This window comes from Corallococcus silvisoli, assembly GCF_009909145.1.
GTDB classification, from domain to species: Bacteria; Myxococcota; Myxococcia; order Myxococcales; family Myxococcaceae; genus Corallococcus; species Corallococcus silvisoli.
Window position 1 is genome coordinate 391,195 of record NZ_JAAAPJ010000006.1, and the last position, 26,119, is coordinate 417,313.

Genomic DNA, 26,119 nt, shown 5'->3' on the forward strand with positions numbered 1-26,119 from the left:
TCCCTGGCGAGGGGATGCGCTCCGCCTGGCTTCCACCGCTGCAATCAGCGCGCTGGTGGCTTGCCGGTGATGTGGCCGCGAAGTCGGATCAACGCGACGGCGGATACTTCTGCAGCTTGCGCTGGAGCGACCTCCGGTGGATGCCCAGCTTGCGCGCGGCCTCGGAGATGTTTCCGGCGCTGTCCGCGAGCACGCGGTGGATGTGTTCCCACTCCGCTCGGGCCAGGGATGGCGCCTGCAACGTCTCCGGCGCCGCCACGTTCGGCGCCTCCTCCGCTCTCGCGAACGCCGCCAGGATGTCGTCCGCGTCCGCCGGCTTCGGCAGGTAGTTCACCGCCCCCAGCCGGATGGCGTCCACCGTCGTGGAGATGCTGCCGTACCCCGTGAGCACGATGACTCGCGTGGACGCGTCCACCGCCAGCAAGTCCCTCACCAACTCCAACCCGCTGTGCCCCGGCATGCGCAGGTCCACCACCGCGTACTCCGGTGACTCGCGCCCCGCCACCACCATCGCCTCCTCGTGGTTGCCCGCAGTCGTCACGTCCCAGCCGCGCTCCCGGAACGCCCGCGCCAGCCGCTCGCGCAGCGTGTGGTCGTCGTCCACCAGCAGCAGGCTGGGCCTGTGGTCCACCGGAGTCGTGCTCACGCCGCCACCTCCCGCGCGCCCTCGCCCGGCAGGCTCAGCCGCGCCGTCGTGCCTTCTCCCGCCTTCGAGCGCAGCTCCAGCGACCCGCCCAGCTGCTCCGCCAGCGAACGCGCCAGGAACAGCCCCAACCCCATGCCCTCTCCCGGCGCCTTGGTGGTGAAGAACGGCTCCCCCGCTCGCGACAGCACCGCCTCTGGCATGCCCTGGCCCTCGTCGCGCACCTCCAACCTCGCCCCCGTCCCGTCCCCGGTCGCGCGCAGCTCCACCGGCCGGCCCACGGGCGTGGCCTGGAGCGCGTTCTTCACCAGCCCTCGCAGCACCCGGGCCAGCGCCCTCGGCGGGCCGTGCACCGGGTACGTCCTCAGCGCGTCCGGCACGTCCACCCGCACGCGCTCACGACCCGGCAGCTCCGCCAGCGTCTCCTCCACCAGCCGCTCCAGCGGAATGGCCTGGAAGGGCTCTCCCGTCGTCTGGCCCGCGTCCGCGGACATCTGCACCAGCACGTCCCGGCACCGGTCCACCTGCTGGCGGATGAGCCTCAAATCCTCCCTCACGGTCTCGGACGTCTGGGACACCGCGAGCGCCCGCTCCAGCTCCTTCGCCACCACCGCGATGGTGGACAGCGGCGTGGACAATTCATGCGCCGCGCCCGCCGCCAGCGTCGCCAGCGAGGCCACCTTCTCCTGACGCGCGTGCCGGGTCCTCGCCTGCGCCAATTCCTGCTCACGCCGCGCCAGCGCCCGGGTCACCCTTTGAATGAAATACACGATGAAGCCCGCCGCCACCGCGAACGCCACCCACATGCCGCTCAGGTGCAGCCGCATCAGCTCCGCGTGGTCCGGCCGCTCCAGCCCCGGCAACGTCACGTCCTGCAACACGAACAGCGAACCGAACGCCACCAGCGTGAAGCCCAGCATCGCCCACGTGCGGCGCGGCGGCAGCAACACCGTCCCCAGCGCCACGTTCACCAGGTACAGCGTGGTGAAGGGGTTGTGCGTCCCGCCACTCAGCGCCAGCAGCCCCGTCAGCACCAGCGTGTCCCAGAGCATCAACCCGAAGATGGCCGCCTCCGCCACCGGCCTCGCCTTCGCGAGCCCCGCGCGCACCGCCGCGTTCGTCAGCGCTTCCACCGCCAGCAGCGTGCACAGCGCCGGCACCGGCAGGTCCAGCTTGAGCCCCCAGGCCGCCACCGCCACCAACACCGCCTGACCCACCAGCACGCCCCAGCGCAGCCGCAAGAGCCACACCAGGTTGATGCGGGCCCGGAGCGAGGGTTCGGACGTCGGAGGCGGAGTCGTCATGGCGCGGCGGAGGACATCGCCACGGAGCGGGCCACCGTGTCCAGCACCGCGCCCGCCACTTCCTCGGACTCCACGTCCACCGTCGCCAGCCACGAGTCCCAGGCGAGCACGAAGGTGCGCTCGGCCGCCGGCTCGTCCTCGGAGAGCGTCAGCCCGTCCAGCACCACGTCCACCGTCGCGATGCGCGAGCTCACCAGCCGGAAGGGCTGGGGCTCCCCACCTCCCGCGGGCACCCGCGTCCCTTCCAGCCACAGCGTGCGCCCCTCCATGGCCACGCCGCTGTCCGCCGCCGGCATCCCTTCCGCGTCCCCGTCCGCCGGCTCGAAGGTGAGCCGCGCCCGGCAGTACCGCCCCGGCGGCGGGCGCAGCGTGCCCAGCGTCAGCACGTTCCCATCCGGCCGCTCCAGCCCGCTCACGTGCGGCGTGCCCAGCTTCAACGGCGACCCCGTCGAGTGCGCGTGCGCGGTCCCCACCGGCGACAGCGCCCGGAGCAGCCTCCACCCCAGCGCCTCTTCACAGGGCCTCAGCTCCACGCTGCCCAGCGTCACGTAGCCGCGCGTCAGCGTGAGCGTCTGTCCATCCGCCCGCGTGATGGTGCGCGCGCCCCCCGCCGCGACCACGCCCTCGGCGGTGGCCTTGTGCTCCAGGCCCAGCGTCACGTGCACGCCGTCCACGCGCTCGCCGCACGCGCACAGCGTGAGCACCAGCACCATCAGCGAAGGCAGGCGCATCACAGGTCGTACGCGAGCGAGAGCTGCGCGATGGGCGTGGACGACACCCGGCGCAGCTGGTTGACGAACGGGATGCGCACCCCGGCCTGCACCACCACGTCCATCCCCGGGCTGAAGAGCACGTCCGGTGACGCATACGCGATGAAGCCTCCGCCGGACTCCTCCGGCGCGCCGTGCGTGTCCGCCGCCCGCTCCGCCCGGCTGTCCACGCCCAGGCGCACCGCCCACTTCACGGAGGGCTGGTACTGCGCCGCCACCTGCGTGCGCACGGACGCGCCCAGCCGGAAGCCCTCGCGGCCTCGCGTGGGCAGGAAGCCCAGGGCGCTCGCCAGGAACGACCAGTTGCCCCGGAAGCCCTGCCACGCCAGCCCCGCCATCGGGTCCACGGAGCCGCTGCCCGGCTGCGCGTCGATGCCCAGCGCCGTCCCGTCCCGCGCGTTCAGCCGCGGGCCCGTGGGCAGCTTCAGCCCGCCCACCACGCTCACCAGGTGGTCCGGCGAGAACTGCTTGTCCTTCCACACGAACGCCTTCGCGCTCACGTCGATGTCGCCCAGCCCCCAGCCGCGCTCCCGCGCGAGGCTCACGTCCCGCACCTCGCGGGCCTGGAGCGGCAGGTTCACCGCCAGCACCAGCCAGGGCCGGGGCGCGTACGCCACCGCCACGTCCATGCGCAGCTCGCGGAGGCGCTGGGCATCCACGCCCTCCCGGCCCTCCGTGTGCCCCCAGGCGCGCAGCATGGTGGACAGCCGCAAGCGGCCCTCGAAGGGCTGCTCGCCCCCCATGGAGGTGAGCGTGGGGTCACCACACGCGCAGCTCGCGCACGCCCACGCCCTCGAGGCGGGCATGAGCAGGAGCGCGACGCACAGGACGGCCAGGGACAGGGTTCTCAAGGCGTGGCCACACTAGCCTCCCCCTCTCCTGGCGGACTGCGGCGTGTTGTCGCAGTCCGAGGGGACGTCACCCCGGGGACGGAGCCCCCGCCCCCAGGTACGGGGAGCGGGCGGGAGAGCGGGGCCGCCTGTGCGTCCCCCCGTCCATGCCTATCTGGAGAATGACACCCGCCCGTCCGCGTTGGGGCGGGGCACGCCGGAGGCATGGAGGTCATTCATGGGGTTGCTCGCGCCGCTGGGACGGCTGCTGTTCTCGGTCATCTTCATCACCAGCGGACTCAATCACTTCATCCAGCTCCAGGCGCTCACCGCCTACGCCCAGGCCTCCGGCGTGCCCGACGCGCGGCTCGCGGTGCTGGTGTCCGGTGGCGTGCTGGTGGTGGGCGGCCTGTGCGTCCTCTTGGGCGTGTTCGCCCGCCTGGGCGCCGCCATGCTCGCCGTGTTCCTGGTGGCCTCCGCCTTCATGGTCCATCACTTCTGGCGGATGGCGGATCCGGTGCAGGCGCAGAACAACCTCATCCACTTCATGAAGAACCTCTCCATGGCGGGGGGCGCGCTGCTCATCGTCTACTTCGGGCCTGGCCCCTTCAGCCTGTCGCGCAAGAAGCGCGAGGCCTCGCTCGGAGGGATGAAGCTGGGCGCGCCCCTGCGCTGAGCGTCCTCAGGGCGCCCCGACGTGGGCCGCCCGCGCGGTGCGCAGCGTGAAGAAGGCGACCTCCGGCGTGCTGCCCCGGCGCAGGTACGGGCCTCCGAAGCCGAAGCCCAGGCCCTGGTTCACGTACAGGTGGTTGCCGTTCACCCGGTAGTGGCCGCGGATGTACGGCTGCCCCGCGCGGCGGAAGAGGGCCTCCGTCAGGCCGCGCACGACGAACTGCCCGCCGTGGGTGTGCCCGGAGAACTGCACCAGCCCCGCGTGCGCCGGCAGCTTCTCCGCGGTGGGCGGCGTGTGGGCCAGCACCAGCCGCGTGCCGGACGTGGGCGCCCCCCGGAACGTGGCCTCCACGTCGTCCATGCGCGTGAGCCCGTCGTCGACGCCCAGCACCGTCACCGGCGCGCCCTTCACGTGCACCACCCGGTGCTCGTTCTGGAGCACCGTGTAGCCCAGGTCCTCGAAGCCCGCGCGCAGGTACGCCGCGTCCACCCAGTGGTCGTGGTTGCCCAGCACCACGAAGACGGGACCCTGGAGGCCCTGGAGCAGCTGGCGCACGCGCGGCAGCGGCTTGGGGCTGTGCGTGACGTAGTCGCCCGTGAGGAACACCAGGTCCGGCGCCGCCTCGTTCACCGCGGCCACCGCGCGGCGGATCCGCACGTCCGACGTCGCCTGCCCCACGTGCACGTCCGACAGCTGCGCGATGCGCAGGCCGTCATGCTCCGCGGGGATGCTGTCCAGCTGGAGCAGGTGCTCCGTCAGCACGAAGTGGTCGCGCCACCGCAGGCGCTGGTCCGGCCGGAAGGGATCCGGTCCCCGCGCCTGGAGCTCGTTGCGGCCGTGGGGCTCCAGCGCTTCGGCCTCCGCCTGGGCGACGGTGGAGGCGGCACCAGCGGCGTGGCGGCGGCGGGCGAGTCTCAGGCGCATGCTTTCGGATTCCTCCTGCGAGACGAGGGCGATTGTAGAGAACGGCGCGGACATGCGTGAAGCCCGGCCGCCCGGCCCGCCTGCTCCCTCGCGGTCAGCAGGAGGGCGGAAGCAGAACCGGGCCGGTTTCTGGAACATTTCCGCGCGCTTCCAGGCGAGCTCGCCGCGCCCCTCCGGTGCGACATGCGCCGCGCCCCGGCGCCAGGGTGGGACCCGTCTTCCGCCGGGGAGGCCCCCTCGGCGCCAGCGCGGCGTGCCGAGGGGCCCTTGATGGCGGTGGCGCGCGCCGCCGCGGTCAGTTGCCCCGCAGCACCGTCAGGCCCTCCGAGGTGAGCACCAGCAACATGCCGGGCGTCGCGGAGCCGTCGTAGACGAGCTGGAGCACCTTGCTGCCTCGCACGCCCGTTACCTTCTCCAGCGTCTTCGCGGGGGTGAGCCGGTACAGGCCGCCCGCGTTGGTGCCGATGAAGAGAGAGCCGTCGTTGGTGGACGCCAGCGAGTTGATGGCGTCCAGCGCCGACACGTCCGCGCCGATGCGGGTGCCCTTCTGGTAGGGATTGCCGGCGGAGATGATGGTCATCTGCCACAGGCCCAAGGACTTGCTGCCCAGGTAGTAGACCCCGTCGGTCGTCTGCTGGAAGCCGCGCCACGAGTCGAACTCCGCCTGCGAGTTGACCTCCGGCAGGAAGGAGGACTTCACCTTCTGCTGGTTGATGGTGGGCGTCTGCGTGTCGTCCCAGGTCTCCACCTTCGTGGAGGGCGTGACGGTGCCGAAGTTCCACTCGTTCGCGATGAGCACGTCGCCGTCCGGCGAGATGCCCAGGCTGTACGTGTAGCCCGCGTACTGCGAGCCGTGCGAGTCGAACCACACCGGGTGCCGGTGCGCGTTGTACGTCAGGCCGCGGATGCGCACGACGCCGTGGTTGGTGCCGAAGAAGACGTCGCCCTTGTTCGCGCCGCGCAGCACCGACGTGCAGCTGAGCATGGCGCGGTCTTCATCGAAGTGGTGGTCGTTGCTGTTGCGGATGCCCAGGCTGACGCCGTCCACGACGCGGGGGCCGGTCTGGAGGATGGGGTTGCCCTGCGCGTCGGTGTTGGCGCGCACCGACTGGTTGATGTGCTCCTCCAGGACGACCTGGCCGCTGGCGTCCAGCTTCACCGCGTCCACGTCGCCCTGCCGGTAGAGCTGGAGTCGACGCTCGCTGAAGGGGTAGCAGGTCTGGGTGCTCACCGGGACTTCACACGGCTTCGCCGTGACGATGAAGTTGGTGTGCAGCCCCGGGAACTCGGGATCCACCTGGAGGTCCGGCGCGCCGTAGCCCACGTAGGCCCGCCCCGCCTCGCCGCCGCAGATGACCGTGGAGCTGTTGCCCTGGGCCGCCTGGCCCACCGCGCCGGACACCCAGACCAGCTTCTGCGTGTCCGCGCGCACCACGCCGATGCGCTCTCCGTCCAGCACCCAGATGTTCCGGCCCAGGTCCATGCCCACCGACCGCACCCGGCCAATGCCATAGCGGTCCGAGTAGTTCATCACCGCGTCCGTCGGCCACGGGTCCTCGGTCGTGCCCCCGTCGCTGCCGCCGTCCGTCCCCGCGTCGGTGCCCGCGTCCGTGCCCGCATCCATCCCCGCGTCGGTGCCACCGTCCGTCCCCGCATCCGTGCCTGCGTCGATGCCACCGTCCTCCGTGCCCGCGTCGGTCCCCGCGTCAGTCTCTGGCGGAGGATCGATGGGGTCCGTGCCCTCCGCCGGGTTCGAATGCACATCCCCCCCGCCACATCCCCCCGCCGCCAGCAGCATCGCCCCCATACACACGCCCAACAATCGTCGTTTCACCATGGTCTCCCCACACAGCGGCTAAGCAAGCGGTGTACCCACCCACGGAGCGACCGGGCGTGCGGGTCTTGGTCGGTCGCGGGGCAATCCCTTTCCCAGGAGGGCGTCTCGGGTGCCCAGGCTGGGTAGCAAAAAAGCCGGGCCCGCTTCTCCGTGGAGGGGAAGCGGGCCCGGCGGTGCGTCACGAGGAGACGGTCTGTGATTACTTCTTCGGCGAGCTGGCCCTCAGCTCCAGCGCGACGGAGTCATCCCCCTGCAGCTGGAACTTCGCGCGCACGCTGGCGCCCTCCGGCAGCTCGTTCGCCTTCACCGTCTTGCCGTCCAGGGTCACGACCGTCGCGTCACGCACCTCCAGCTTCACCTCCGGAAGCGTATCGGTGCGGGTGATGGTGATGTCTCCCTTCTCCGGCTTCTTCACGGTGCCGCTCAGGCTGTAGGCGTCCTTCATCTTCCACACGCCGGTCTTGTTCGCGGCGTCCGCCTTGTCCTTGGACGTGTCCGCGCCCACCGCCGACTTCGCGGCGTCACCGATGGCGGGGCCCACCTGCTGGGCCTCCACGCCCGTGGAGGGGCCATTGTACTGCTGCGCGCTGGGCGCGGTCGGGGCCGGGTTCTGCGGCGTGCCGGTGCGCTCCTGCGCGAACGCGGCCGTTCCCAGGCACAGCACAGTCGCGACGATGAGCTTCTTCATGGTCCGCTCCCTTTCGTGGATGGAGGCGATGTCTGGCCAGAAGGGTGGGGCGGACATGCTGCCGCGCCAAGCGGCCCCTCGTGGCCAGTCCGCCCCGTCGAGGGGGGAGCAGGCAGGCGTTCAGACCGGCAGGCAGAGCTGCTTCACGGTCAAGAGCAGCGCGGACAGGTCCAGCGGCTTGCGCAGGTAGCCCGCCACGCCCATCCCGTCCACGGTGTCCCGCACGTCCAGGTCCGCGCTGGCCACCAACACCGGGATGTCCGAGCACGCGCGCTCGTGGCGCAGGGCCTCGCGGAAGGCGACGCCGTCCATGCGCGGCATCATCAGGTCCAGCAGGATGAGCTGGGGCCGGGGCTCCGAGGAGCGCAGCCGCTCCAGCGCCTCCAGGCCGTCCGCCGCCAGCTGCACGGCGTACCCTTCCAGCTCCAGCGCGTCCTGGAGCGCGTCCCGGATGTCCATGTCGTCGTCGACGACCAGCAGCGTGTGATGGGCTTCCATCAGTCCCCCCTGTGAGCCTGGGAGCCGCCGCTCCGTCCCCCGAGCCAGGACGGCGGGGCCCCGCCTTCGCCAGAACGAATCTGTGCCCGGGTCCAACGAAGCGGAAGTTCTGGTGTGGGCGTGTGCCTACCAGTGAGCACACCCTGAACGGGCGTCTCCATGCCTGGCGGGAGGGGGAGGAGGGGGGACTACTCGCAGCGGTCGCAGAGGCCGCGCAGCTGCACTTCCACGGCGCGCTGGGACACGGCGCGAGGGACGCCGCGGGCGGTGGTGAGGCGCACGGACTCCTCGGGGAGGCAGGCCACGGTGCCGCAGTCGGTGCAGGTGAAGTGGGGGTGGCTGTTGGCGTGCTCGGTGCCGCCGGCGCGCTTGAGCTCGAAGCGCCAGACGTGGTCGCCCAGGTCGGCGCGCACGACGAGGCCCGCCTCGGTGAGGTCGGTGAGGTTGCGGTAGATGGTGACCCGGTCGTAGCCCTCGCCGCCCAGCTCTTCCACCAGGTCCGCGTGGCTCATGGGCGCCGTGGCGGTCTCCAGCTTGCGCAGCACGGCCACCCGAGGCGCGGTGCTGCGCAGCCCCGCGGCGCGAATCCGGTCCTGGAACCCGGTCAGTTTCTCCTGCGCGGTGACTTTCTTGGCACCCATGCGCGGTCGAATAACACACCCACCGCGTTACGTCCCGGTGCCAGTGCAAGTCAGGTGTACCTGTAGCCCGGTTGTAGCTGTGACGCGCCGAGCCAGCCGTGGGCCGACTCCCCGGTCCGTGCCCTTCCAACTTCCAACACTTCCGCACGGTTGCCTTGACTCAGGGGGCCTGGTCCCCACACTGCGCCTCTTCCCAGCCTGGACGTGGGCCGTTGGGGTCCCACCTTTCCAGCACGACCTGTCGCCCGCGCCCGTTCTTCTGGTTCCCCGCCCCGATGAAGCCCACCCTGCTGCTCGTCGAAGCCCCCGGACCCCACCGGGAGCTCTTGTCCCTGGCCTTCCAGAGCCAGGGTTGGAGGGTGCTCCTGGCGGTGGGGCTGGAGCCGCTGGTGCGGGCGCTGCGGGAGTCCGCGCCGGTGCAGCTGGTGCTGGTGACGGCGGGCCTGCTGGCGTCCGCGGGCGGGCCGCTGACGGCGCTGCGCGAGGCGCTGGGGGCCTCTGGCGCGAGCCTCTGGGTGGAGGCGCCGCTGGCGGAGCAGGAGGCGCTGGGCCGCCTGGACGTGCCGGTGGCGGGCTTCCTCACGCCGCCCCTGTCGCTGGGCGCGCGGGTGGAGGCGGTGCGCCAGGCGCTGCCGCCCGAAGCGCGGGACGCGGGGGGCGCGCCTCCCTGGCGGGTGCTGGTGGCGGAGGACGACCCGGTCTTCCGCAAGCTCCTGCAGCTGGCGCTGGCTCCGTTCCGCTTCGAGGTCCTGCTGGCGGAGGACGGCCTGTCCGCGCTGGAGCTGGCGCGGCGGCGGCGGCCGGACATCGTGCTGGCGGATGTGTTGATGCCCCGGTTGGATGGCTTCCGACTGTGTCTGGCATTGCGCCAGGACCCAAAGCTTTCACGGGTGCCCGTCGTCCTCACGCACGCCACCGCGCCGGACGAGCTGGACCTGCGCATGGCGGCCAACGTGGGCGCCAACGGCTTCGTGCGGCGCGCGCAGGGGGATGACGCGCTGGTGGCGGTGCTGCTCCGGGAGTCCGGCGCGGAGGGGCCGCTGCCCGCGCCCGTGCCGGGCGAGCTGTCCACCGAAGCGCACCTGTACGCGATGGTGCGGCAGCTGGAGCGGCGGGTGGGACTGCTGGAGCAGGCCGAGCGCGTGGCGCGCGAGAGCGAGGAGCGCTACCGGCTGGTGGTGTCCGGCTCCTACGACGGTGTATGGGATTGGGATGTGCGCCGCCAGACGATGTACTGGAGCCCGCGCCTGCTGGAGATGCTGGGCCTGAAGCCGGAGGACTTCCCGGGCACCCCGGACGCGTTCCTCGCGCGGGTGCACCCGGAGGACCGGGACGCGGTGGCGGCCGCGTTGACCCAGCACCTGGAGCAGGGCTCGCCCTATGACGTGTCCTTCCGGCTCAAGCACGAGGCGGGGGGCTACCGCTCGTGCGTGAGCCGGGGGCGCGCGCTCCGGGACGGACAGGGGCGGCCCGTGCGCATGGCGGGCATCATCGGCGATGTGACGGAGCAGCTGCGGCTGTACCGCGAGACGCGTGAGGCGGTGCGCGCGCGGGACGAGTTCCTGTCGGTGGCCGCGCACGAGCTGCGCACGCCGCTGGCCGCGCTGCGCCTGCGCGTGCAGGGCACGGCGGCGGCGCTCAAGCACGAGCAGCACGTGGGGCCGGAGCGGCTGGAGCGCGCGCTGGTGGCGGCGGACCGGCAGGTGCAGCGGCTGGCGGACCTGGTGGAGGGGTTGCTGGACGTGTCGCGGCTCCAGAGCCACGCACCCCGGCTGAACCTGGAGGCCGTGGACCTGGGGCGGGTGGTGCGGGACGTGGTGCTGCGCTCGGAGGAGATGGCGTCGCGCGCGGGGTGCCTGCTGGTGGTGCGCGAGGCCCAGCCGGCGGTGGGCCGCTGGGACGCGCTGCGGCTGGGGCAGGTGGTGACGCACCTGTTGTCCAACGCGGTGAAGTTCGGGCCGGGCAGGCCGGTGGAGCTGGAGATCCAAGCGGACGCGGACTCGGCGCTGCTGGTGGTGCGCGACCACGGCATCGGCATCGCGCCGGACCGGGTGGATGGGCTCTTCCGCCGCTTCGAGCGCGCGGTGCCCGCGCGAAACTACGGTGGCCTGGGCCTGGGGCTGTACCGCTTGCAGCGCATCGTGGAGGCCCACGGCGGTCAGGTGACGGTGTCGAGCACCCCTGGAGCGGGCTCCGCCTTCAGCGTGCGCCTGCCGCTGGCTGGACCTCCCGTCGCCGCCGCCTGATTCACGGCCTGACGGAAGGTGTCGGGCGCCGCTCTGGGACTGGCTACAGCGAGGCCGTGATCCCGGCGAGGATGAGGTCGATGCCGGCGAGGAACTCGGCGCGGTCGTCGTGCTCGCGCAGCTGGGCCGCGACGCTCCGGGTGAACGGATACGCGTGGGCGTCGAGCTCCTTCCACTGGGCCGACACCGTCTCGAGGAAGTCAGCGCGGTCCACGGACGGCTCGAACAGGCGGCCGTTCGCGGCGTTCTGGACGCTCACGCTGATGATGTAGCTCAACAGCGCCGACGCCGACGTGAACCAGGCGCCGCGTGGGACCCGCAGCGCCTGGAGCTGGCGCCCGATGCGCTCGAAGAGCTGCAGCATCGCGGTCCGCCACGGAGCGTGAGAGAGCTGCGCGCCCACCCACGGATGCGCGTCGATCATCTCGAACACCCCGACGGCGATCCCGCGGATCGCCTTGTGCGGCGTGGCGAAGGCGGGGACCTCGCTCATCGCGCGGGCGACGACCGCGTCACTGGCGGCGACGAGCAGCTCGCTCTTGTTCGCGATGTGCCAATAGATCGCCCCGGGCCCCGTCGCCAGCCGCGTGGCCAGCGCGCGGAAGGTCAACCCGTCCTCGCCCTCGTCGTCGAGCAGCTGGATCGCCGCGTCGACGATCCGCTCGCGTGAGAGCGCGTCCTCACGTCGTTCCGACCCGCGCGTTGCCTTCGCCATGGCCTCATCTTGACAGGTCTGGAACGGCGTTCCAGTATGATTCATGGAACGGCGTTCCAGAGTCCGGCGGACGTGCCGGCGAGCGGCCTCTCCTTCGAAAGGAAGCACGATGACTTCGATTGCCATCATTGGCGCCGGCCTCGGCGGGCTGACGCTCGCGCGCGTCCTCCAGGTCCACGGCATCGCCGCCACGGTCTACGAGGCCGAGGCGTCCGCGGGGGCGCGCACGCAGGGCGGGATGCTCGACATCCACGACTACAACGGGCAGCTCGCGCTGAAGGCGGCCGGACTGTTCGACGAGTTCCGCCGGATCATCCATGAAGGCGGCGAGGCGACGCGGGTGCTCGACTCACACGGCACGGTCCTCTACGACGAGCCCGACGACGGCGGCGGCCGTCGCCCCGAGGTGCATCGCGGTGAGCTGCGGCGCATCCTGCTGGACTCGCTGCCCGAGGGAGCCGTCCAGTGGGGACGCAAGGTCACCGCCGTCCGCCCGCTCGGCGGCGGGCGTCATGAGGTGACGTTCGCGGACGGGTCGACGGTCACGACGGGCCTCCTGGTCGGCGCGGACGGTGCCTGGTCGAAGGTTCGGCCGCTGCTGTCCGACGCGAGGCCCGAGTATGTCGGCCTCTCGTTCATCGAGACCTACCTGCTCGACGCCGACGCGCGTCACCCGGCCAGCGCGAAGGTCGTCGGAGGCGGGGCCATGCTCGCCCTCGCGCCCGGCAAGGGCATCCAGGCCCACCGCGAGACCCACGGCGCCCTGCACACCTACGTCGCGGTCAGCCAGCCACGGGAGTGGATCGCGGGCATCGACTTCACCAACGTGAAGGTGGCGAAGGCTCGAATCGCGGCGGAGTTCGACGGCTGGGCGCCCGAGCTCACCGCGCTGATCACCGACGGCGAGACGGACCTCGTCCCCCGGATGATCCACACGCTCCCGGTGGGACACCGGTGGGAGCGCGTGCCCGGCGTGACGCTCCTCGGCGACGCCGCGCACCTGATGCCACCGTCCGGTGAGGGCGCCAACCTCGCGATGTATGACGGCGCGGAGCTCGGCAAGGCCCTCGCCGCGCACCGGGGTGACGTTGAAGCCGCGCTCGCCGAGTACGAGGAAGCCATGTTCGCCCGGAGCGCGAAGGAGGCTGTCGACTCCGCGAACATCCACCGGTTGTGCTTCGGAGACGACGCTCCGCACGGGCTGATCGCCTTCTTCACCGGCGCGGAGCCGACCGCGGCACCGCCCACCGCGGAGCACGGTCGTCCTGTCCCCGGCAGCGACTAAAGGCGCATCAGGCAGGCAGTCCCTTTCCCGATGGCGTCCCCCCGGAGTCTTCAGGGCGTGACACATCACGCCCGGAGGAGGCGGGGGATTCCCCCTGGCTGACTGAGCGCGGAGGACGGGGATGCGTCAGTGGCGGTTGTCGTACTGGATGCCATCCCGGACGGAGGTGATGGCCTGCTCCGTGAGGCTGATGGCCTTCACGCGGTAGCCGCCCTTGTCCGCGCTCGCGGCGCGCAGGTCGGCCAGGGCGGACTCCAGGTGCGCGAGCGCGTCGCGCATGCGCGGCTGACGCTCCGCGTACGCGTGGTTGGCGGCACAGCCCAGGAAGAAGGCGACGGTGGCGGTGGCGGCGACAATGGAGCGGCGCATGGGAACTCCGGAAGGGGCGGAGGAAAATCCGCGGGGTCTTCCAGGGTGAACACGCGACCGCCGGAAGAGTTGCGGGGCATCGTCTACGATGGGCCCCCAACCCCCGGGTTCGCCATGAATACAATCCCTTCCGGTCCCGCCTACACCGTCCAGACCGAGCACGCCCGCCTGTGCTGCTGGTCCCCGGCGGATGCGGGGCTGGCGCTGCGCGCCATCGAGTCCAGCCTGGACCACCTGCTCCCCTGGATGGAGTGGGCCAAGAGCTACCCGATGGATGTCACGCGGCAGGCCGGGCACCTGCGCCGCATGCGCGGTCTCTTCGACCTGGGGCAGGACTACGCCTATGGCGTGTTCGCCCGCGACGGCATCGAGGTCCTGGGCGGCACCGGCCTGCATCCCCGCGTGGGGGAGGGGGCCCTGGAGATTGGCTACTGGATCGCGGCCGCGCACGTGGGCCGCGGCCTCGCGACCGAGGTGGCGGGGGCGCTCACCCGCGTCGCCTTCGAGGTGGAGCGGGTACGAAGGGTGGAGATCCACTGCGACCCCCGCAACGTCCGGAGCGCGGAGGTGGCCCGCAGGTTGGGGTTCACCCACGAGGCCACCCTCCAGAAGCGCCTGGTCGCGCCCGACGGCCTGCTCCGGGACACGATGATCTGGACCTTGTTCGCGGACGCGTATCCCGGCAGCCGCGCCGCCGGGATACCGGTCCAGGCCTTCGACGTGCTGGGGCAGCCCCTGCCGGGCTTCACGACAGCCGCACGACCTCCTTGATGCCGCTGCGCTTGCGCAGCATCCCCGGCGCCTCGTCGATGGTCCGGTGCGCGGTGATGATCCGCCGCACGCTGTCGGGGAACAGCGCCATGCACTGTCCCAGCAGGCGCAGGGCCAGGGCATACGCGCTGCGGCTGGCGTTGACCGTGCCGAAGATCAGCTGGTTCTCCAGCACGATGTTCCGCATGAGCTGGTCCGCCGGCAGCGGCGAGGGGCCGCCCAGCGGCGGGATGCCCGTGAAGATGAACAGCCCGTTGGGCCCCAGCGACTCCAGCGCGGTGAACGCCAGATGAGAGCTGCCCACCGCTTCGTAGATGAGGTCGATGTTGCCCAGCCGCTTGCCCAAATCCTCCGGGGCGCAGTCCTGGCTGCAGATGTAGCCCGCGCCAAACGAGCGCACCAGGTCCGCCCGGTCGCTGTCGCCGCTCTCCATCGAATACACGTGCGTTTCGAAGTTGTTCGCCACCATCGTCATCGCGCCCAGCAGCCCCACCGGCCCGGCGCCCAGCACCACGGACCGCTGGCGCGACGGCTCCCAGGGCAGCCGCTGTTGCAGCGTCTTCACCTGCTGCATCGCCTTCGCCGCGATGGTCAGCGGCTCCGTGAGCACCGCGACGTCCGCCAGGTCCGGAGGCACCAGCGTGAGGTTCGCCTCGTCCTCCACCGTGGACTCCGTGAGGAAGCCGTGCGTCTGCTTGATGCCCCGCTCCCGGAAGTCGCCGGTGACACAGAAGTCCTGCCGTCCGGAACGGCAGGCCAGACACTCCGCGTGCAGACACGGCCGGCGCACGGAGGGGATCACCAGGTCCCCCGGCCGCAGCTTGGTCACCTCCGGCCCCACCGCCACCACCTCGCCCAGCGCCTCGTGCCCGATGATGAGGTGGTCCTCGCCCGGCGGCGGTTCGCCGTACTCGAACGCGGCGACCTCCCGGTCCGTGCCGCAGATGCCGACCTCCCGCATCCGCAGCAGCACCTCCGTGCCCCGGATCACCTGGGGCTGCGGCTCGTCAATCACTCGCACCTCATGGGTGCCCGGAAACACGGCAACGGCCTTCATGGCGGCCCTCCTCGTTCATCCATCCGTGAGCGCAACAACACACGTGCCGGCGCCCCGTCTCCATCCGCGAGCCGCAAGGGCAGACACATCATCTCGTAGTCGCCGGGCTCCACCTCCGTCAGGTCCAGCCCTTCGATGATGCACACCCCCGCCTCCAGCAGGAGCCGGTGGGTCGTCTCCCCTTCGTCCATGCCCGCGATGGACAGGTAGTCGATGCCCACCGTGCGCACGCCCGTCTCCACCAGGTAGCGCGCCCCGTCGCTCGACAGGTACGTGAAGCCCGGCTGGAAGTCCGCCGCGTGCCACGGGTGAGAGGAGTTGCGCGTCTTGAAGAGCAGGCGCTCGCCCCGCCGGGGCGCATGGGCCTTCAGGGCCTCCACCGTGATGGCCGGGCCTCGCGGCAGGGACACCACCCGCACGTCGCCGAGCAGCCGGTCGAGTGGCATCGCGTCCACCCCCATCCCGCCTGGAATGAAGTGCACGGGCGCGTCCACGTGCGTGCCGGAGTGGACGCCCAGGGACAGGTGCGAGACGTTGGCCGCGTCCCCCTTCGACAGGTCCAGGTGGTGGCGCACCTGGATGGGCGGGTTGTCCGGCCAGTGCACCATCCCGTCGTGGACGGGCACCGTCACATCCACCCAGGGGGCGGCGTTCCCGATGACCTCCAAGGTCGAATGCGTGGGCATGTCCCAAGCCTAGGCACGCGGTGTCACCGGATGGACGCGGCGGGGGATGGCGTGCTCCAACGGTTGCCCTGGACCCAGGGGACGCCCGGCCGTGCGGCCTCATCCCCCGTCCGCCTGCCCGTCCCGTCCTCGCGGAGGACGCACGTCATTGCTGGCGGCAGTGGGGCGGCCTGCGTAGGCTGTCCGCCGTGGTGACCCCGTCTCCTCGCTCCACCATCCTCATCGTCGACGACGAGCCCGACCTGCGCGAGGTCGTCGCGGAGCTGCTGGAGATGGAGGACTACACCGTGCTCCAGGCCGCCAATGGTCAGGCCGCCCTGGACGTGCTGGCCGCCACGTCCCAGCCGTGCCTGGTGCTGCTGGACCTGATGATGCCGGTGATGGATGGACATGAGTTCCTCCACCGGCTGCGGCAGGACGACCGCTACCGCGAGCTGCCGGTGCTGATGCTCACCGCCCACTTCTCCGCCAAGGCGCCTCCGGGCACGGTGGGCCTGCTGCGCAAGCCCGTGGACATCGCGGAGCTGCTGGCCACGGTGGCCCGGCACTGCCCCGCCGCCTGAGCGGGCCCGCGCGCGCGGCGTCCGCTCAGGCTCCCCCTCGCGGCAGGGTGAGGGTGAAGACCGTCCGCTTCGCGTCCGAGGCCACGTCCAGCGTGCCCCGGTGGCCGCGGATGATCTGCTCGGAGATGAAGAGCCCCAGGCCCAGGCCGGACGGCACGTGGGCGCCCGTGTGCGCGCGCTGGAAGGGGTGGAAGAGCAGGGCCAGGTCCTCCGGGGCGATGGGCTCCCCGGGGTTGCTCACCCAGGCCACCACCCGCTCCGCTTCGCCCCGGAGCGTGAGCTCCACCGTGCTCTCCGCGGGGCTGTACTGGAGCGCGTTGCCCAGCAGGTTGCTCAGCACCTGCGCCAGCCGGTCCGCGTCCCACCGTCCCGCCAGCGGCCCCATGGCCGTCACCTTCACGGTGCGGTTCGGGTGCGCCAGCTCCAGCTCCTCCACCACCTGACGCGCCACCTGCCCCAGGTCCGTGGCGCCCGGCGTCAGCGGGATGCCGCCGCCCAGCCGGCTGCGCGTGAAGTCCAAGAGCTCGGTGATCATCCGCGTCATCCGGTCCGTGCTGGTGATGATGCGGCTGGCGGTGCGCACCAGCGCGGCGGGCATCTGTTCACTGGCCAGGAGGAAGCTGGCCGCCATGCGGATGGCGTTGAGCGGGTTGCGCAGGTCGTGGCCGACGATGCCCAGGAAGCGCTCGCGGAACTCCGCGGACGCGCGCAGCTCGCCTTCCGCCTGCATGTGCCGGGTGACGTCCACCACCACCGCGCCCACGCCCAGCACCTCGCCCCGCGCGGTGCGCACCGGGTGGTAGCTGCCCATCAGGTGCAGGTCGCTTCCCGGCCCATCGGGCGGCACGCCCGGCCGCCTCTGCGTGAAGGGCAGCTCCTCGGTGGCCTCGCCCGTCTCCAGCACGCGGCGGAGGACGGGCTCCAGCCTCGGGGCCCGCAGGGGCAGCACCTCCGCCAGGGTCCTGCCTCCGTAGGCGTCCACCGACAGCCCGTCCATCCTCGCCATCCGCGCGTTGACGCGCATGAAGCGCAGGTCCCGGTCCAGCAGCGCCATGCCCACGGGCGCGGACGTGAGGAGCGCCTCCAACTGCGCGAACACCTCCGCCTTCTCCCGGTCCGCGCGCCGCACGTCGTCCATCAGCCGCTTGGTGCGCACCAGCGCGTTCACGCGCGCGCGCACCTCCTCCGTGCGGAAGGGCTTGGCCACGTAGTCGTTGGCGCCCGCGCGCAGGCCCTGCACCAGGTCCTCCGGCCGGCCATGCGCGGTGAGCAGCAGCACCGGGAGTGCTTGCGTCTCCGGCTCGCCGCGCAGGAACTGGCACACCTCCAGACCGGACATCCCCGGCATCTCCCAGTCCAGCACCACCACGTCCGGCGCACGCCCGGCGTGCAGGCGCTCGAGCATCCCAGCGCCATCCGGGAACGTCTCCACCTTGAATCCCGTTCCCAGGGCCGACGTGATGAACCGCGCCTCGCTCGCGCTGTCATCCACCACCCAGACGCAGGGTGGGGTGCTGGTGTCACCGGAGGGGGCTCCCGGAGGGCGGGGGAAGAAGGTGTCGGACGGTGGAGGCATGGACGGGGGTCGATTCGCGGGATGGACGCGGCGGGTGCGCGAGGAGGGGGGGATGTTCACGCGACAGGCGTCATCCAGTAGGGGGCCACGGGGATTCGTCCGGAGCATGCGTGGAGAAGCCAACGTTCACCGTGCCCTCCATGACTCATTTCTTTCAGCGGGTTGGAATCGGTCTAGCTTGGCCGGTCGTTTCCAGAGGACGCCATGCCCGAAGTACTCGTCGTCGATGACAGCAAGGTGATGCGCGACATGGTGGTCGCCTGCCTGCGCCCCTACCCGGAGAGCCGCTTCACCCAGGCCTCCAGCGGCCTGGAGGCCATCGAGCAGCTGTCGCTCAAGCCCTACGACCTGCTCGTCCTGGACCTCAACATGCCCGATATCGGCGGCATCGAGGTGGTGGAGTTCGTGCGGGGGCAGGATCACCTGCGGGCGCTGCCCATCATCATCGTCACGACCCGAGGCGACGAAGCCTCCCGCGAGCGCGCCCTGCGGGCCGGCGCGGACCGGTTCATGACCAAGCCCTTCACGCCGGACTCCATCCAGGGCGCGGCCCGGGAACTCCTGGAGAAGCGCCCGGCCGAGGCGCCGCGCGGGTGACGGCATCCGGGGAGTTCGCGGAGTTCCTCCCCGCCTACCTGGCGGAGGTGGATGAGCTGCTGGCCTCCGCGCAGAAGGACCTGCTCGCGGTGGAGGAGGCCGTCCGCCGGGGTGCCGCCCAGCCCCGCGCCGTGCGGGAGCTGTTCCGCGCGGTGCACACCCTCAAGGGCCTGTCCGCCATGGTGGACGTGGAGCCCATCGTCGCGCTGGCGCACTGGATGGAGGCCTCGCTGCGGCTGGCGGATCAAGCCGGTGGCCGTCTGCCGGAGGCCAGCGTGGAGCCGCTGGTGGAGGGCCTGCGCGCCATCGAGCAGCGCGTGCGGCAGCTGGGCGCCGGGAAGCCGGCCTCGCCCGCGCCGGTGGGCCTGCTGGAGCGGCTGGAGGCGCTGGGTCCCCAGGTGTTGGAGTCCGCGCCGCGCCGGACCCGGGCCGTGGCGCTGGACGTGGAGGCCGCGTTCGCCTCGCGCCTGACGCCGTCGGAGCGCGAGCAGCTGGAGGGCGGACTGTCCGGAGACCAGCGCGCGGTGCGCCTGGACTTCGTGCCGTCCGCGGAGCGCGCCGCGAAGGGCCTCACCATCAACACCGTGCGCGAGCGCGTGGCGAAGCTTTCGGACATCGTGAAGGTGCTGCCCCTGTCCGGCGCCGCCGCGGCGGGCGCGTCGCTCGCGTTCGCGCTGCTGCTCGTCACCCGCGCGGAGGACGCCGCGCTGCTGGAGGCCGTGGGCGGCCCGCCCGCCACGGTGCGCTCGCTGGCCGCCGCCGCGCTGGAGGAGGCCGAGCCGGTGGCCTCCGTGGCGGCCCTGGCCTCGGGTGGGGTGGACACCCCGGCCCCGCCCCTGGCCTTGGACGACGCGCTGAACGACGAGCCGGAGGCGCGCCGGGGCGGGGGCCTGCTGCGCGTGGAGGTGTCGCGGCTGGACGAGGCCATGGAGTGGCTGGCGGCGCTCGTGGTCAACCGCTCCCGGCTGACGCGCGCGGTGGCGGCGCTCACCCAGGCGGGGGCCCCCACGCGGGAGCTTGTCGCCATCCTCCAGGAGAATGGCCGGCAGCTGCGCGACCTGCGCTCGGCCATCCTGCGGCTGCGCATGGTGCGCGTGGGCGACGTGCTGGAGCGGCTGCCCCTGCTGGTGCGCGGCCTGCGCCGCACCACGGGCAAGGCGGTGCGCCTGGAGCTGGACGTGGGCGACGCGGAGCTGGACAAGGCCGTGGCGGACCGGCTCCTGCCCGCGCTGGTGCACCTGGTGCGCAACGCGGTGGACCACGCGCTGGAGCTGCCCGAGGAGCGTCAGGCCCTGGGCAAGCCGCCGGAGGGGCTGGTGCGCCTCACCAGCCACGCGCGCGCCGGGGGCCAGCTGGAGATCACCCTGCGCGACGACGGCCGGGGCGTGGACGCGAAGGCGGTGGCGAAGGCGGCGAACGCCCCCGTGCCGGAGTCGGTGGACGCGCTGCTGGACCTGCTGTGCCGGCCCGGCCTGTCCACGCGCCAGGAGGCCACGCGCACCAGCGGCCGGGGCATGGGCATGGACATCGTGCGGCGCATCGTCGTGGAGCAGCTGGGCGGCGAGCTGCGGATGGAGACGCGCAAGGGCGCGGGCACCACCTTCAGCCTGCGCGTCCCGCTCACGGTGACGCTGCTGGACGCCATCGTCTTCGAGTGCGCGGGCCTCAAGTACGCGGTCGCGGTGGGCACGGTGGAGGAGCTCATCGACGTGGGGAGCGTGGTGCGCCCCGCGGGCGTGGACGGCGTGGGGCTGGTGGAGCGGCGAGGCGCGGCGGTGCCGCTGGTGTCGCTGGCGCGGCTGCTGGACCCGGCGGCGCGGCGGGCGCCTTCGGAGGCGGACGCGGGCCCCACCCGGGAGTGCAAGGCGCTCATCGTGCGGCAGCGCGGGGAGCCGGTGGCCTTCGCGGTGGACCGGCTCCTGGGCCAGCAGGAGATCGTGCTGCGTCCGCTGGAGGATCCGCTGGTGCGCGTGCCGGGCGTGGCGGGCGCCACGGACCTGGGCGACGGCCGGCCCACGCTGGTGCTGGACCTGGGGGCGCTCGGCGCGGCGCACCTGGGCCGCCGCGGGCGCAAGCCCAGGGCAGGGGAGTGGGTGTCATGAGCGTGTTGCACGTGTTGTTCAAGGTGGACGGGACGGAATACGCGATGCCCGCGGCGGACGTGGTGCAGATGGAGTCCTTCACCGGCGCGACGCCGGTGCCAGGGGCGCCCGCGCACGTGGCGGGGCTGGTGCAGGTGCGCGGCCGGGTGGTGCCGGTGGTGGACGCGCGGGCCCGCTTCGGGCTGCCGGCCGGGACGCCGTCGCTGGACTGGCGGGTGGTGGTGGGCCAGCTGGGCGAGCGCACCGTGGGGTTGCTGGTGGACAGCGCCCGCGAGGTGCTGAAGCTGGACCCTCGCACCATCCAGCCGCCCCCGCCCATGGTGGTGGAGGGCGCGAAGGGGTTCGTGAAGGCCGTGGCGCAGGTGGGCCCGCGGCTGGTGATGCTCATCGATTTCCCCCGCGTGGTGGGGGAGGAGGCGGCGGATGTCGACGGACAAGGGTAGCAGCGGACTGCGCCTGGAAGACGCGCGCGCGCTGGCGGAGCGGGCCTCGCTCCAGGTGGAGGAGGGCGCGGGCCTGGTGAAGTCCACCGAGCAGCTGGCCACGCGGCTGGCCTCCGCGGGCAACGAGCAGGCGGCGGCGGGCGAGCAGGTGCGCATCGCCATCGAGTCCGTGGCCGCCCAGGTGGAGCAGACCAGCGCGGCGGTGCAGTCGCTGGTGAAGAGCCAGGGCGCGGTGGGCACGCTGGCGAAGGGCGTGCAGCAGGAGGTGGAGGCCACCGCGGGCACGATGCAGGAGATCACCGCGTCGGTGTCCGGCGTGCGCAAGGACGCGGGCGTGCTCGCCACGAGCGCGGACGCGACGGCCACCACCCTGGAGGAGGTGGCGCGCTCGGTGAAGGGCGTGAGCGCCAACGCGGAGGAGCTGGCCGCCTCCAGCGAGGAGCTGCTGGCGAGCATGCAGGAGATGACCGCCACCGTGGAGGACCTGGTGGTGCGCAACCAGACGAGCGCCGCCACCACGGAGCAGGTGGGCGCCACCGTGGAGGAGATGTCCAAGGGCATCACCCGGCTGTCGCAGGACGCGCAGGGCGTGGGCGAGCGCATGGGGCAGGTGTCCGGCGCCGTGGTGTCGCTGGGCAAGGCGCTCCAGGAGGTGGGGCGCGACGCGGCCACCATGGCCGCCAGCGTGGAGGACACGGCGGCCACCACCGAACAGGTGGCCCGCAGCGCGCGCGGCGTCGCGGACCACGCGCGCACCCTGGAGGCGAGCGCGGTCGCCACCGCGTCCACCGTGCAGGAGGTGGCCGCCAGCGTGGAGGAGGTGGCCGCCACCGCGGAGAAGAACGCGGCCGTGGTGGACGCCAACGCGGCCACCATCGAGCAGCTGTCGCGCTCCGCCCAGGCGGTGGCGCGCGCCGCGGAGAGCATCAACGGCCTGGCGTCCACCAGCGCCACCGCGTCCGCGCAGCTGGAGGCGTCCACGCGCCGCGCCGCGCAGATGACGGAGGAGGCGCGGCTGGCCGCCGAACGGGTGGGCACGAGCGCGCGCGAGGGCGGCGCCACGGTGGCGCGCTCCATCGCGGGCTTCGGCCGCATCCGCCAGTCCATCGTGGAGTCCTCCGGGGTGATGAAGGAGATGGGCCGGCGCGCGGAGGAGATCGGCGACATCGTGCAGGCCATCAACCTCATCGCGGACCGCACCAACCTCCTGTCGCTCAACGCCAGCATCGAGGCGGCGCGCGCCGGGGAGCACGGCCGCGGCTTCGCGGTGGTGGCGGAGGAGATCCGCGCCCTGGCGGACCGGGCGGCGGTGGCCAGCGCCGACGTGGCGAAGATCGTCCGGGGCCTCCAGACGACGGCGCGCGAGGCGGCCGTGGCCACCGGCGAGGGCGTGCGGGCGGCGGACGAGGGCGCGGCGCTGGCGGGGGACGCGGAGCGGGCGCTGGGCACCATCCTCAAGGGCGTGGATGACCTGGGCCAGAGCGTGCGCGAGGCGTCGCGCGCGTCGGCGGAGCAGGTGCAAGCCGTGCAGTCGCTGGTCCTGGCCACGGCGAAGGTGAGCGAACAGGGCCGGCTCATCGCCGCGTCCTCGGTGGAGCAGGCGCAGGCCGCGCAGGCCCTGGCCCAGGGCGGCACGGAGATGCGGCGCATGGCGCGGCAGACCACCCAGGCCACGCAGGACCAGGCCAAGGCGCTGCGCGACGCGGTGCGCTCCAACCACCAGCTGACGGAGGTGGCGGAGAAGGTGTCGCGCGCGATGCAGGAGCAGGCGCAGGCCGCCACGGACCTGGCCCGGGGCACGGTGCAGATGCGGCAGCTGGTGCAGGGCGTGAGCGGCGCCGTGACGGCGCAGGGGCAGCAGGTGGCCGTGATGGGGGCCACGGCGCAGGAGGTGGCGTCCTCCACGCAGCGCACGCTCACCGGCGTCGCGGAGCAGGCCAAGGCCGCGCAGGAGGTGGCGCGCGCCATGGAGGCCACGCGCAAGGAGGTGGCCCAGTCCACGCGCGCCATGGCGGAGCAGGCCCGCGCCCTCAAGCAGGGCGAGGTGGCCAGCCGCCAGGTGGCGAACCTGGCCAAGGAGGTGACGCGCGCCACGGGGGAGCAGGCCCAGGCGCTGACGTCGCTGGTGCGCGGCGCGGAGGACGTGCGCCGGGTGGCGAAGATGACCGCGCGCGCGCTGGATGAACAGACGGAGGCCCTGAGCCTGCTGTCCACGTCGGCCGCGAAGCAGGCCTCGGGCGCGGCGGCGGTGGCGAAGGCCGCGCAGGAGCAGGCGTCGGTGACGGAGCAGCTGGGGCGGTCCGTGGAGGAGATGCGCACGCGAGCGCGGGAGATCGCCGTCACCACCGCCGAACAGGCGCGCTCCACGGCCGTCAGCGCCCGGGAGGTGCGCGAGGTGGCGGGCCGGCTGGGCCAGCTCACGCGGCTGCAAGGCGAGCAGGTGGAGGGGCTCTCTCACTTGAGCGGGCTGTTGGGCGCGGCGGAGCCGGCCGCCGCCCGGAACCCCCGGGAGCAGCCCACGTGACGGGCCCGAGCACGCGGCACCACCCGCTGTCGCTGTCCGCGGAGGACCGCGCCCGGGTGGAGGAGGTGGAGCAGCTGGCGCGCCGGGGCCCGGCGAGCCTGCCGGTGCTGGTGGCCGGGCTGGACGCGCCGTCGTGGGCGGTGCGCCGCGCCGTGGTGTCCGCGCTGGCGCGGCTGGGCACCCCCGCGGTGGAGCCCCTGTGCGACGTGCTCCGCCACTCGCGGGACAACGAGGCGCGCCTCGCCGCGGCGGTGGACGCGCTGGTGGCCGCCACCGGCGACGTGGAGCGCCCGGTGGAGGCCCTGGGGGAGAACGCCAACCCCGCCATCGTCTGCGACGCCGCCCAGGTGCTGGGGCGCCGCCGCAGCCGCCAGTCCGTGCCGCTGCTGTCGCGGCTCATCGTGCACCCGGACGACAACGTGGCGGTGGCCGCCATCGAGGCGCTGGGGCGCGTGGGCGGCGGCGCCGCGGTGGACGCGCTGCTGGAGTCGCTGGGCAGCGGCAACTTCTTCCGCATCTTCCCCGCCATCGACGTGCTGGGCCGCTCGGGCGACCCCACCGTCGTGCCGGCGCTGATGGCGCTCCTGTCGGACCCCTTCTACGTGCTGGAGGCGGCGCGCGCGCTGGGCCGCACCGGCCAGGAGGCCGCGGTGCCCGCGCTCGTGGGCCTGCTCCAGCGCGGCAACGACGCGGTGGTGCGCGTGGCGGCGGTGGCGCTGGTGGAGATCCACGACGCGCAGGTGCAGCGCTTCGGCGGCGCGCGCACGGTGCCGTCGGTGCTGCGCTCCGCCTCGGCGGAGCCTCACCCCACCGGCCGCCGGCTGGCCCAGGTCATCGCGGGCGCGGACGCGGGGGAGAAGACCTCGGTGGCGCGGCTGCTGGGCTGGGTGGGCGGCGCGGACGCGGCGACCGGGCTCCTGAAGCTGCTGGACTCACAGGACCTGGGCGTGTCGCGCGCGGCGGCGGCGGCGCTGGGAGAGCTGGGCGCGGACGCGGACGCGCAGATATTGCAGGCGCTGCGCGACGGCGACAGCTCCCGGCGCCGGGTGCTCCTGCCATTGGTGGGCAAGCGCTCCGCCGCGGTGCCGGACGTGCTCCTGTGCCTGGAGGACCGGGACGCGACGGTGCGCGCGCTGTCGGCGGAGACGCTGTCGCGCATCGGGGACACGTCCGCGGTGCCCGCCCTCTTCGCGCGGCTGTCGGACGAGGACCCCCGCGTGTCGCAGGCGGTGGTGGGCGCCATCCAGTCGCTGGGCAGCGACACGACGGAGGCCCTGGCGCTGGAGGCGGCGCGCTCACCGGACACGCGCCAGCGGCGTGCGGCGCTGCGCATCGTGGCGTACTTCGGCTACCCGCGCGGCCTGGACGCGCTGCTGCTGGCCATGCGGGACCCGGACGAGCGCCTGCGCGACGCGGCTATCTACGGCCTGCCCTTCATCGACGACCCGCGGGCGGTGGACGCGCTCCTGTCCGCCGCGAGCCACGAGTCGGAGCGCACGCGCGCCACCGCCATGCGCGCGCTGGGCCAGACGGACAAGCAGGCCCGCATCACCTCCACGCTGCTGGGCGGCCTGAACGACCGCGACCCGTGGGTGCGCTACTACGCGTGCCAGTCGCTGGGGAAGCTCAACGAGGAGGCCGCCGCGGACGCCATCGTCGCGCTGGCCAACGACGACGCGGGGCAGGTGCGCGTGGCGGTGGTGGACGCGCTGGCGCACCTGCACACGGAGAGCGCCATGGCGGCGCTGCGCCGGGCCGCCGCGTCCGCGGACGCGGACGTGCGCCGCGCGGCGCTCCTGGGCCTGGGCGTGGCGCGCCGTCCGGACGCGCTGCCGGTGCTGCTGGAGGCGGTGCACTCGGAGGACCCGGCCACGCGGCTCGTCGCCCTGTCGGCGGTGGCGGAGTACGACGCGCCGGAGACGCTGCCCGCGCTGCTGCGCGCGGCGGGGGACCGGGACGACAGCGTGCGGAGCGCGGCGGTGGGCTTCCTCGCCACGCGCACGGGCACGCACGCCACGCAGTCGCTGGTGTCGCTGCTGGGGGACGTGATGCTGCGCGAGCAGGTGGTGGGCGCGCTGGCGCTGCCGGTGGACGGGCGGCTGCCCGGGCTCTTGTCGGCGCTGGAGGTGGCGGACGACGCGACCGCGCCCCTGCTGGTGGCGGCCCTGGCGCGCATGCGCCGGGCGGACGCGCGGGCGGCGCTGATGCAGGCGCTGGCCTCCGCGAGCTCCTCCGGACGGCGCGCGGCGGCCCCCGCGGTGGCGGCGCTGGGCACGGTGGAGGCGCGCGAGGCGCTGGACCGCGCGGCCCACCGCGACGAGGACGCGGACGTGCGCCGCGCCTGCCTGCTGGCGCTGGGACGTTGAGCCCCCACCGC

General features: G+C 73.1%; 24 protein-coding genes. 10 read left to right on the plus strand and 14 right to left on the minus strand.

The window, feature by feature from the left end; all coding sequences use genetic code 11:
- Window positions 1-88: 88 nt before the first annotated feature.
- The 4 genes from GTY96_RS13295 to GTY96_RS13310 are packed head-to-tail and all read right to left on the minus strand — an operon-like array spanning window position 89 to window position 3,568.
- Window positions 89-646 carry a response regulator transcription factor gene (locus GTY96_RS13295; RefSeq protein ID WP_143909176.1) on the minus strand — a complete coding sequence of 186 codons (558 nt, stop codon included), beginning with the start codon at window positions 644-646 and terminating at the stop codon, window positions 89-91.
- Window positions 643-1,947, minus strand: a complete 1,305-nt coding sequence (locus GTY96_RS13300) for an ATP-binding protein (protein WP_143909174.1) — start codon at window positions 1,945-1,947, stop codon at window positions 643-645. Before GTY96_RS13300 ends, GTY96_RS13295 begins: the two co-directional genes overlap by 4 nt.
- Window positions 1,944-2,678 carry a hypothetical protein gene (locus tag GTY96_RS13305; RefSeq protein ID WP_161664918.1) on the minus strand — a complete coding sequence of 245 codons (735 nt, stop codon included), beginning with the start codon at window positions 2,676-2,678 and terminating at the stop codon, window positions 1,944-1,946. The genes GTY96_RS13300 and GTY96_RS13305 overlap by 4 nt, the downstream gene beginning before the upstream one ends.
- Complete coding sequence (locus GTY96_RS13310) at window positions 2,678-3,568, minus strand: transporter (RefSeq protein WP_328700862.1); 891 nt, start codon at window positions 3,566-3,568, stop codon at window positions 2,678-2,680. Before GTY96_RS13310 ends, GTY96_RS13305 begins: the two co-directional genes overlap by 1 nt.
- A gap of 217 nt (window positions 3,569-3,785) precedes the next feature.
- On the opposite strand from GTY96_RS13310, the gene GTY96_RS13315 reads away from it, so the two are divergent.
- Window positions 3,786-4,223 carry a DoxX family protein gene (locus tag GTY96_RS13315; RefSeq protein ID WP_143909170.1) on the plus strand — a complete coding sequence of 146 codons (438 nt, stop codon included), beginning with the start codon at window positions 3,786-3,788 and terminating at the stop codon, window positions 4,221-4,223.
- A gap of 6 nt (window positions 4,224-4,229) precedes the next feature.
- On the opposite strand, the gene GTY96_RS13320 is transcribed toward GTY96_RS13315, so the two are convergent.
- From GTY96_RS13320 to GTY96_RS13340, 5 genes are all read right to left on the minus strand, one after another.
- Window positions 4,230-5,144, minus strand: a complete 915-nt coding sequence (locus tag GTY96_RS13320) for a metallophosphoesterase (protein ID WP_143909168.1) — start codon at window positions 5,142-5,144, stop codon at window positions 4,230-4,232.
- Between the two features lie 295 nt (window positions 5,145-5,439).
- Window positions 5,440-6,981, minus strand: coding sequence for a hypothetical protein (locus GTY96_RS13325; protein WP_143909166.1), 1,542 nt, complete (start codon window positions 6,979-6,981; stop codon window positions 5,440-5,442).
- A 199-nt stretch (window positions 6,982-7,180) separates the two neighbouring features.
- The gene (locus GTY96_RS13330; protein ID WP_143909164.1) at window positions 7,181-7,669 is read right to left on the minus strand and encodes a hypothetical protein; all 489 of its coding nucleotides are present in this window, start codon (window positions 7,667-7,669) and stop codon (window positions 7,181-7,183) included.
- Window positions 7,670-7,789: 120 nt separating this feature from the next.
- Complete coding sequence (locus GTY96_RS13335; RefSeq protein WP_143909162.1) at window positions 7,790-8,167, minus strand: response regulator transcription factor; 378 nt, start codon at window positions 8,165-8,167, stop codon at window positions 7,790-7,792.
- 188 nt (window positions 8,168-8,355) lie between these two features.
- Window positions 8,356-8,808, minus strand: a complete 453-nt coding sequence (locus tag GTY96_RS13340) for a Fur family transcriptional regulator (protein WP_143909160.1) — start codon at window positions 8,806-8,808, stop codon at window positions 8,356-8,358.
- Between the two features lie 275 nt (window positions 8,809-9,083).
- Here GTY96_RS13340 and GTY96_RS13345 point away from each other — a divergent pair, with 275 nt between their 5' ends.
- Window positions 9,084-11,054: a sensor histidine kinase gene (locus tag GTY96_RS13345; RefSeq protein WP_161664919.1), complete on the plus strand. Its 1,971-nt coding sequence runs from the start codon at window positions 9,084-9,086 to the stop codon at window positions 11,052-11,054.
- A 43-nt stretch (window positions 11,055-11,097) separates the two neighbouring features.
- On the opposite strand, the gene GTY96_RS13350 is transcribed toward GTY96_RS13345, so the two are convergent.
- Window positions 11,098-11,769: a TetR/AcrR family transcriptional regulator gene (locus GTY96_RS13350; protein WP_161664920.1), complete on the minus strand. Its 672-nt coding sequence runs from the start codon at window positions 11,767-11,769 to the stop codon at window positions 11,098-11,100.
- Window positions 11,770-11,878: 109 nt separating this feature from the next.
- On the opposite strand from GTY96_RS13350, the gene GTY96_RS13355 reads away from it, so the two are divergent.
- Window positions 11,879-13,054 (plus strand): FAD-dependent oxidoreductase, encoded by a 1,176-nt coding sequence (locus GTY96_RS13355; RefSeq protein ID WP_161664921.1) that lies wholly within the window; start codon window positions 11,879-11,881, stop codon window positions 13,052-13,054.
- A 126-nt stretch (window positions 13,055-13,180) separates the two neighbouring features.
- On the opposite strand, the gene GTY96_RS13360 is transcribed toward GTY96_RS13355, so the two are convergent.
- Window positions 13,181-13,423: a hypothetical protein gene (locus tag GTY96_RS13360; protein ID WP_143909152.1), complete on the minus strand. Its 243-nt coding sequence runs from the start codon at window positions 13,421-13,423 to the stop codon at window positions 13,181-13,183.
- 114 nt (window positions 13,424-13,537) lie between these two features.
- On the opposite strand from GTY96_RS13360, the gene GTY96_RS13365 reads away from it, so the two are divergent.
- Complete coding sequence (locus tag GTY96_RS13365; RefSeq protein ID WP_143909150.1) at window positions 13,538-14,194, plus strand: GNAT family N-acetyltransferase; 657 nt, start codon at window positions 13,538-13,540, stop codon at window positions 14,192-14,194.
- Here the strand turns inward: GTY96_RS13365 and GTY96_RS13370 are convergent.
- Entirely contained in the window at window positions 14,169-15,251 is a 1,083-nt protein-coding gene (locus GTY96_RS13370; protein ID WP_161664922.1) for a glucose 1-dehydrogenase, read from the minus strand. The genes GTY96_RS13365 and GTY96_RS13370 overlap by 26 nt on opposite strands.
- Complete coding sequence (locus GTY96_RS13375) at window positions 15,248-15,937, minus strand: cyclase family protein (protein WP_201756031.1); 690 nt, start codon at window positions 15,935-15,937, stop codon at window positions 15,248-15,250. Before GTY96_RS13375 ends, GTY96_RS13370 begins: the two co-directional genes overlap by 4 nt.
- 188 nt (window positions 15,938-16,125) lie before the next feature.
- On the opposite strand from GTY96_RS13375, the gene GTY96_RS13380 reads away from it, so the two are divergent.
- A complete protein-coding gene (locus GTY96_RS13380) occupies window positions 16,126-16,500 on the plus strand; it encodes a response regulator (protein WP_143909145.1) in 375 nt (124 codons plus the stop codon).
- A 25-nt stretch (window positions 16,501-16,525) separates the two neighbouring features.
- On the opposite strand, the gene GTY96_RS13385 is transcribed toward GTY96_RS13380, so the two are convergent.
- On the minus strand, window positions 16,526-18,076 hold the full coding sequence (locus tag GTY96_RS13385) for a response regulator (RefSeq protein WP_161664923.1): 1,551 nt from the start codon (window positions 18,074-18,076) through the stop codon (window positions 16,526-16,528).
- Window positions 18,077-18,280: 204 nt separating this feature from the next.
- Between GTY96_RS13385 and GTY96_RS13390 the strand changes: the two genes are divergently transcribed.
- Genes GTY96_RS13390 through GTY96_RS13410 form a run of 5 tightly spaced genes read left to right on the plus strand, consistent with a single transcriptional unit; the run spans window position 18,281 to window position 26,108 of the window.
- Window positions 18,281-18,673: a response regulator gene (locus GTY96_RS13390; protein WP_143909141.1), complete on the plus strand. Its 393-nt coding sequence runs from the start codon at window positions 18,281-18,283 to the stop codon at window positions 18,671-18,673.
- Complete coding sequence (locus GTY96_RS13395) at window positions 18,670-20,775, plus strand: chemotaxis protein CheA (RefSeq protein ID WP_143909139.1); 2,106 nt, start codon at window positions 18,670-18,672, stop codon at window positions 20,773-20,775. The genes GTY96_RS13390 and GTY96_RS13395 overlap by 4 nt, the downstream gene beginning before the upstream one ends.
- Window positions 20,772-21,218, plus strand: coding sequence for a chemotaxis protein CheW (locus GTY96_RS13400; protein WP_143909137.1), 447 nt, complete (start codon window positions 20,772-20,774; stop codon window positions 21,216-21,218). Before GTY96_RS13395 ends, GTY96_RS13400 begins: the two co-directional genes overlap by 4 nt.
- On the plus strand, window positions 21,199-23,742 hold the full coding sequence (locus GTY96_RS13405; RefSeq protein WP_161664924.1) for a methyl-accepting chemotaxis protein: 2,544 nt from the start codon (window positions 21,199-21,201) through the stop codon (window positions 23,740-23,742). Before GTY96_RS13400 ends, GTY96_RS13405 begins: the two co-directional genes overlap by 20 nt.
- A complete protein-coding gene (locus GTY96_RS13410; protein WP_143909133.1) occupies window positions 23,739-26,108 on the plus strand; it encodes a HEAT repeat domain-containing protein in 2,370 nt (789 codons plus the stop codon). The genes GTY96_RS13405 and GTY96_RS13410 overlap by 4 nt, the downstream gene beginning before the upstream one ends.
- Window positions 26,109-26,119 lie beyond the last annotated feature (11 nt).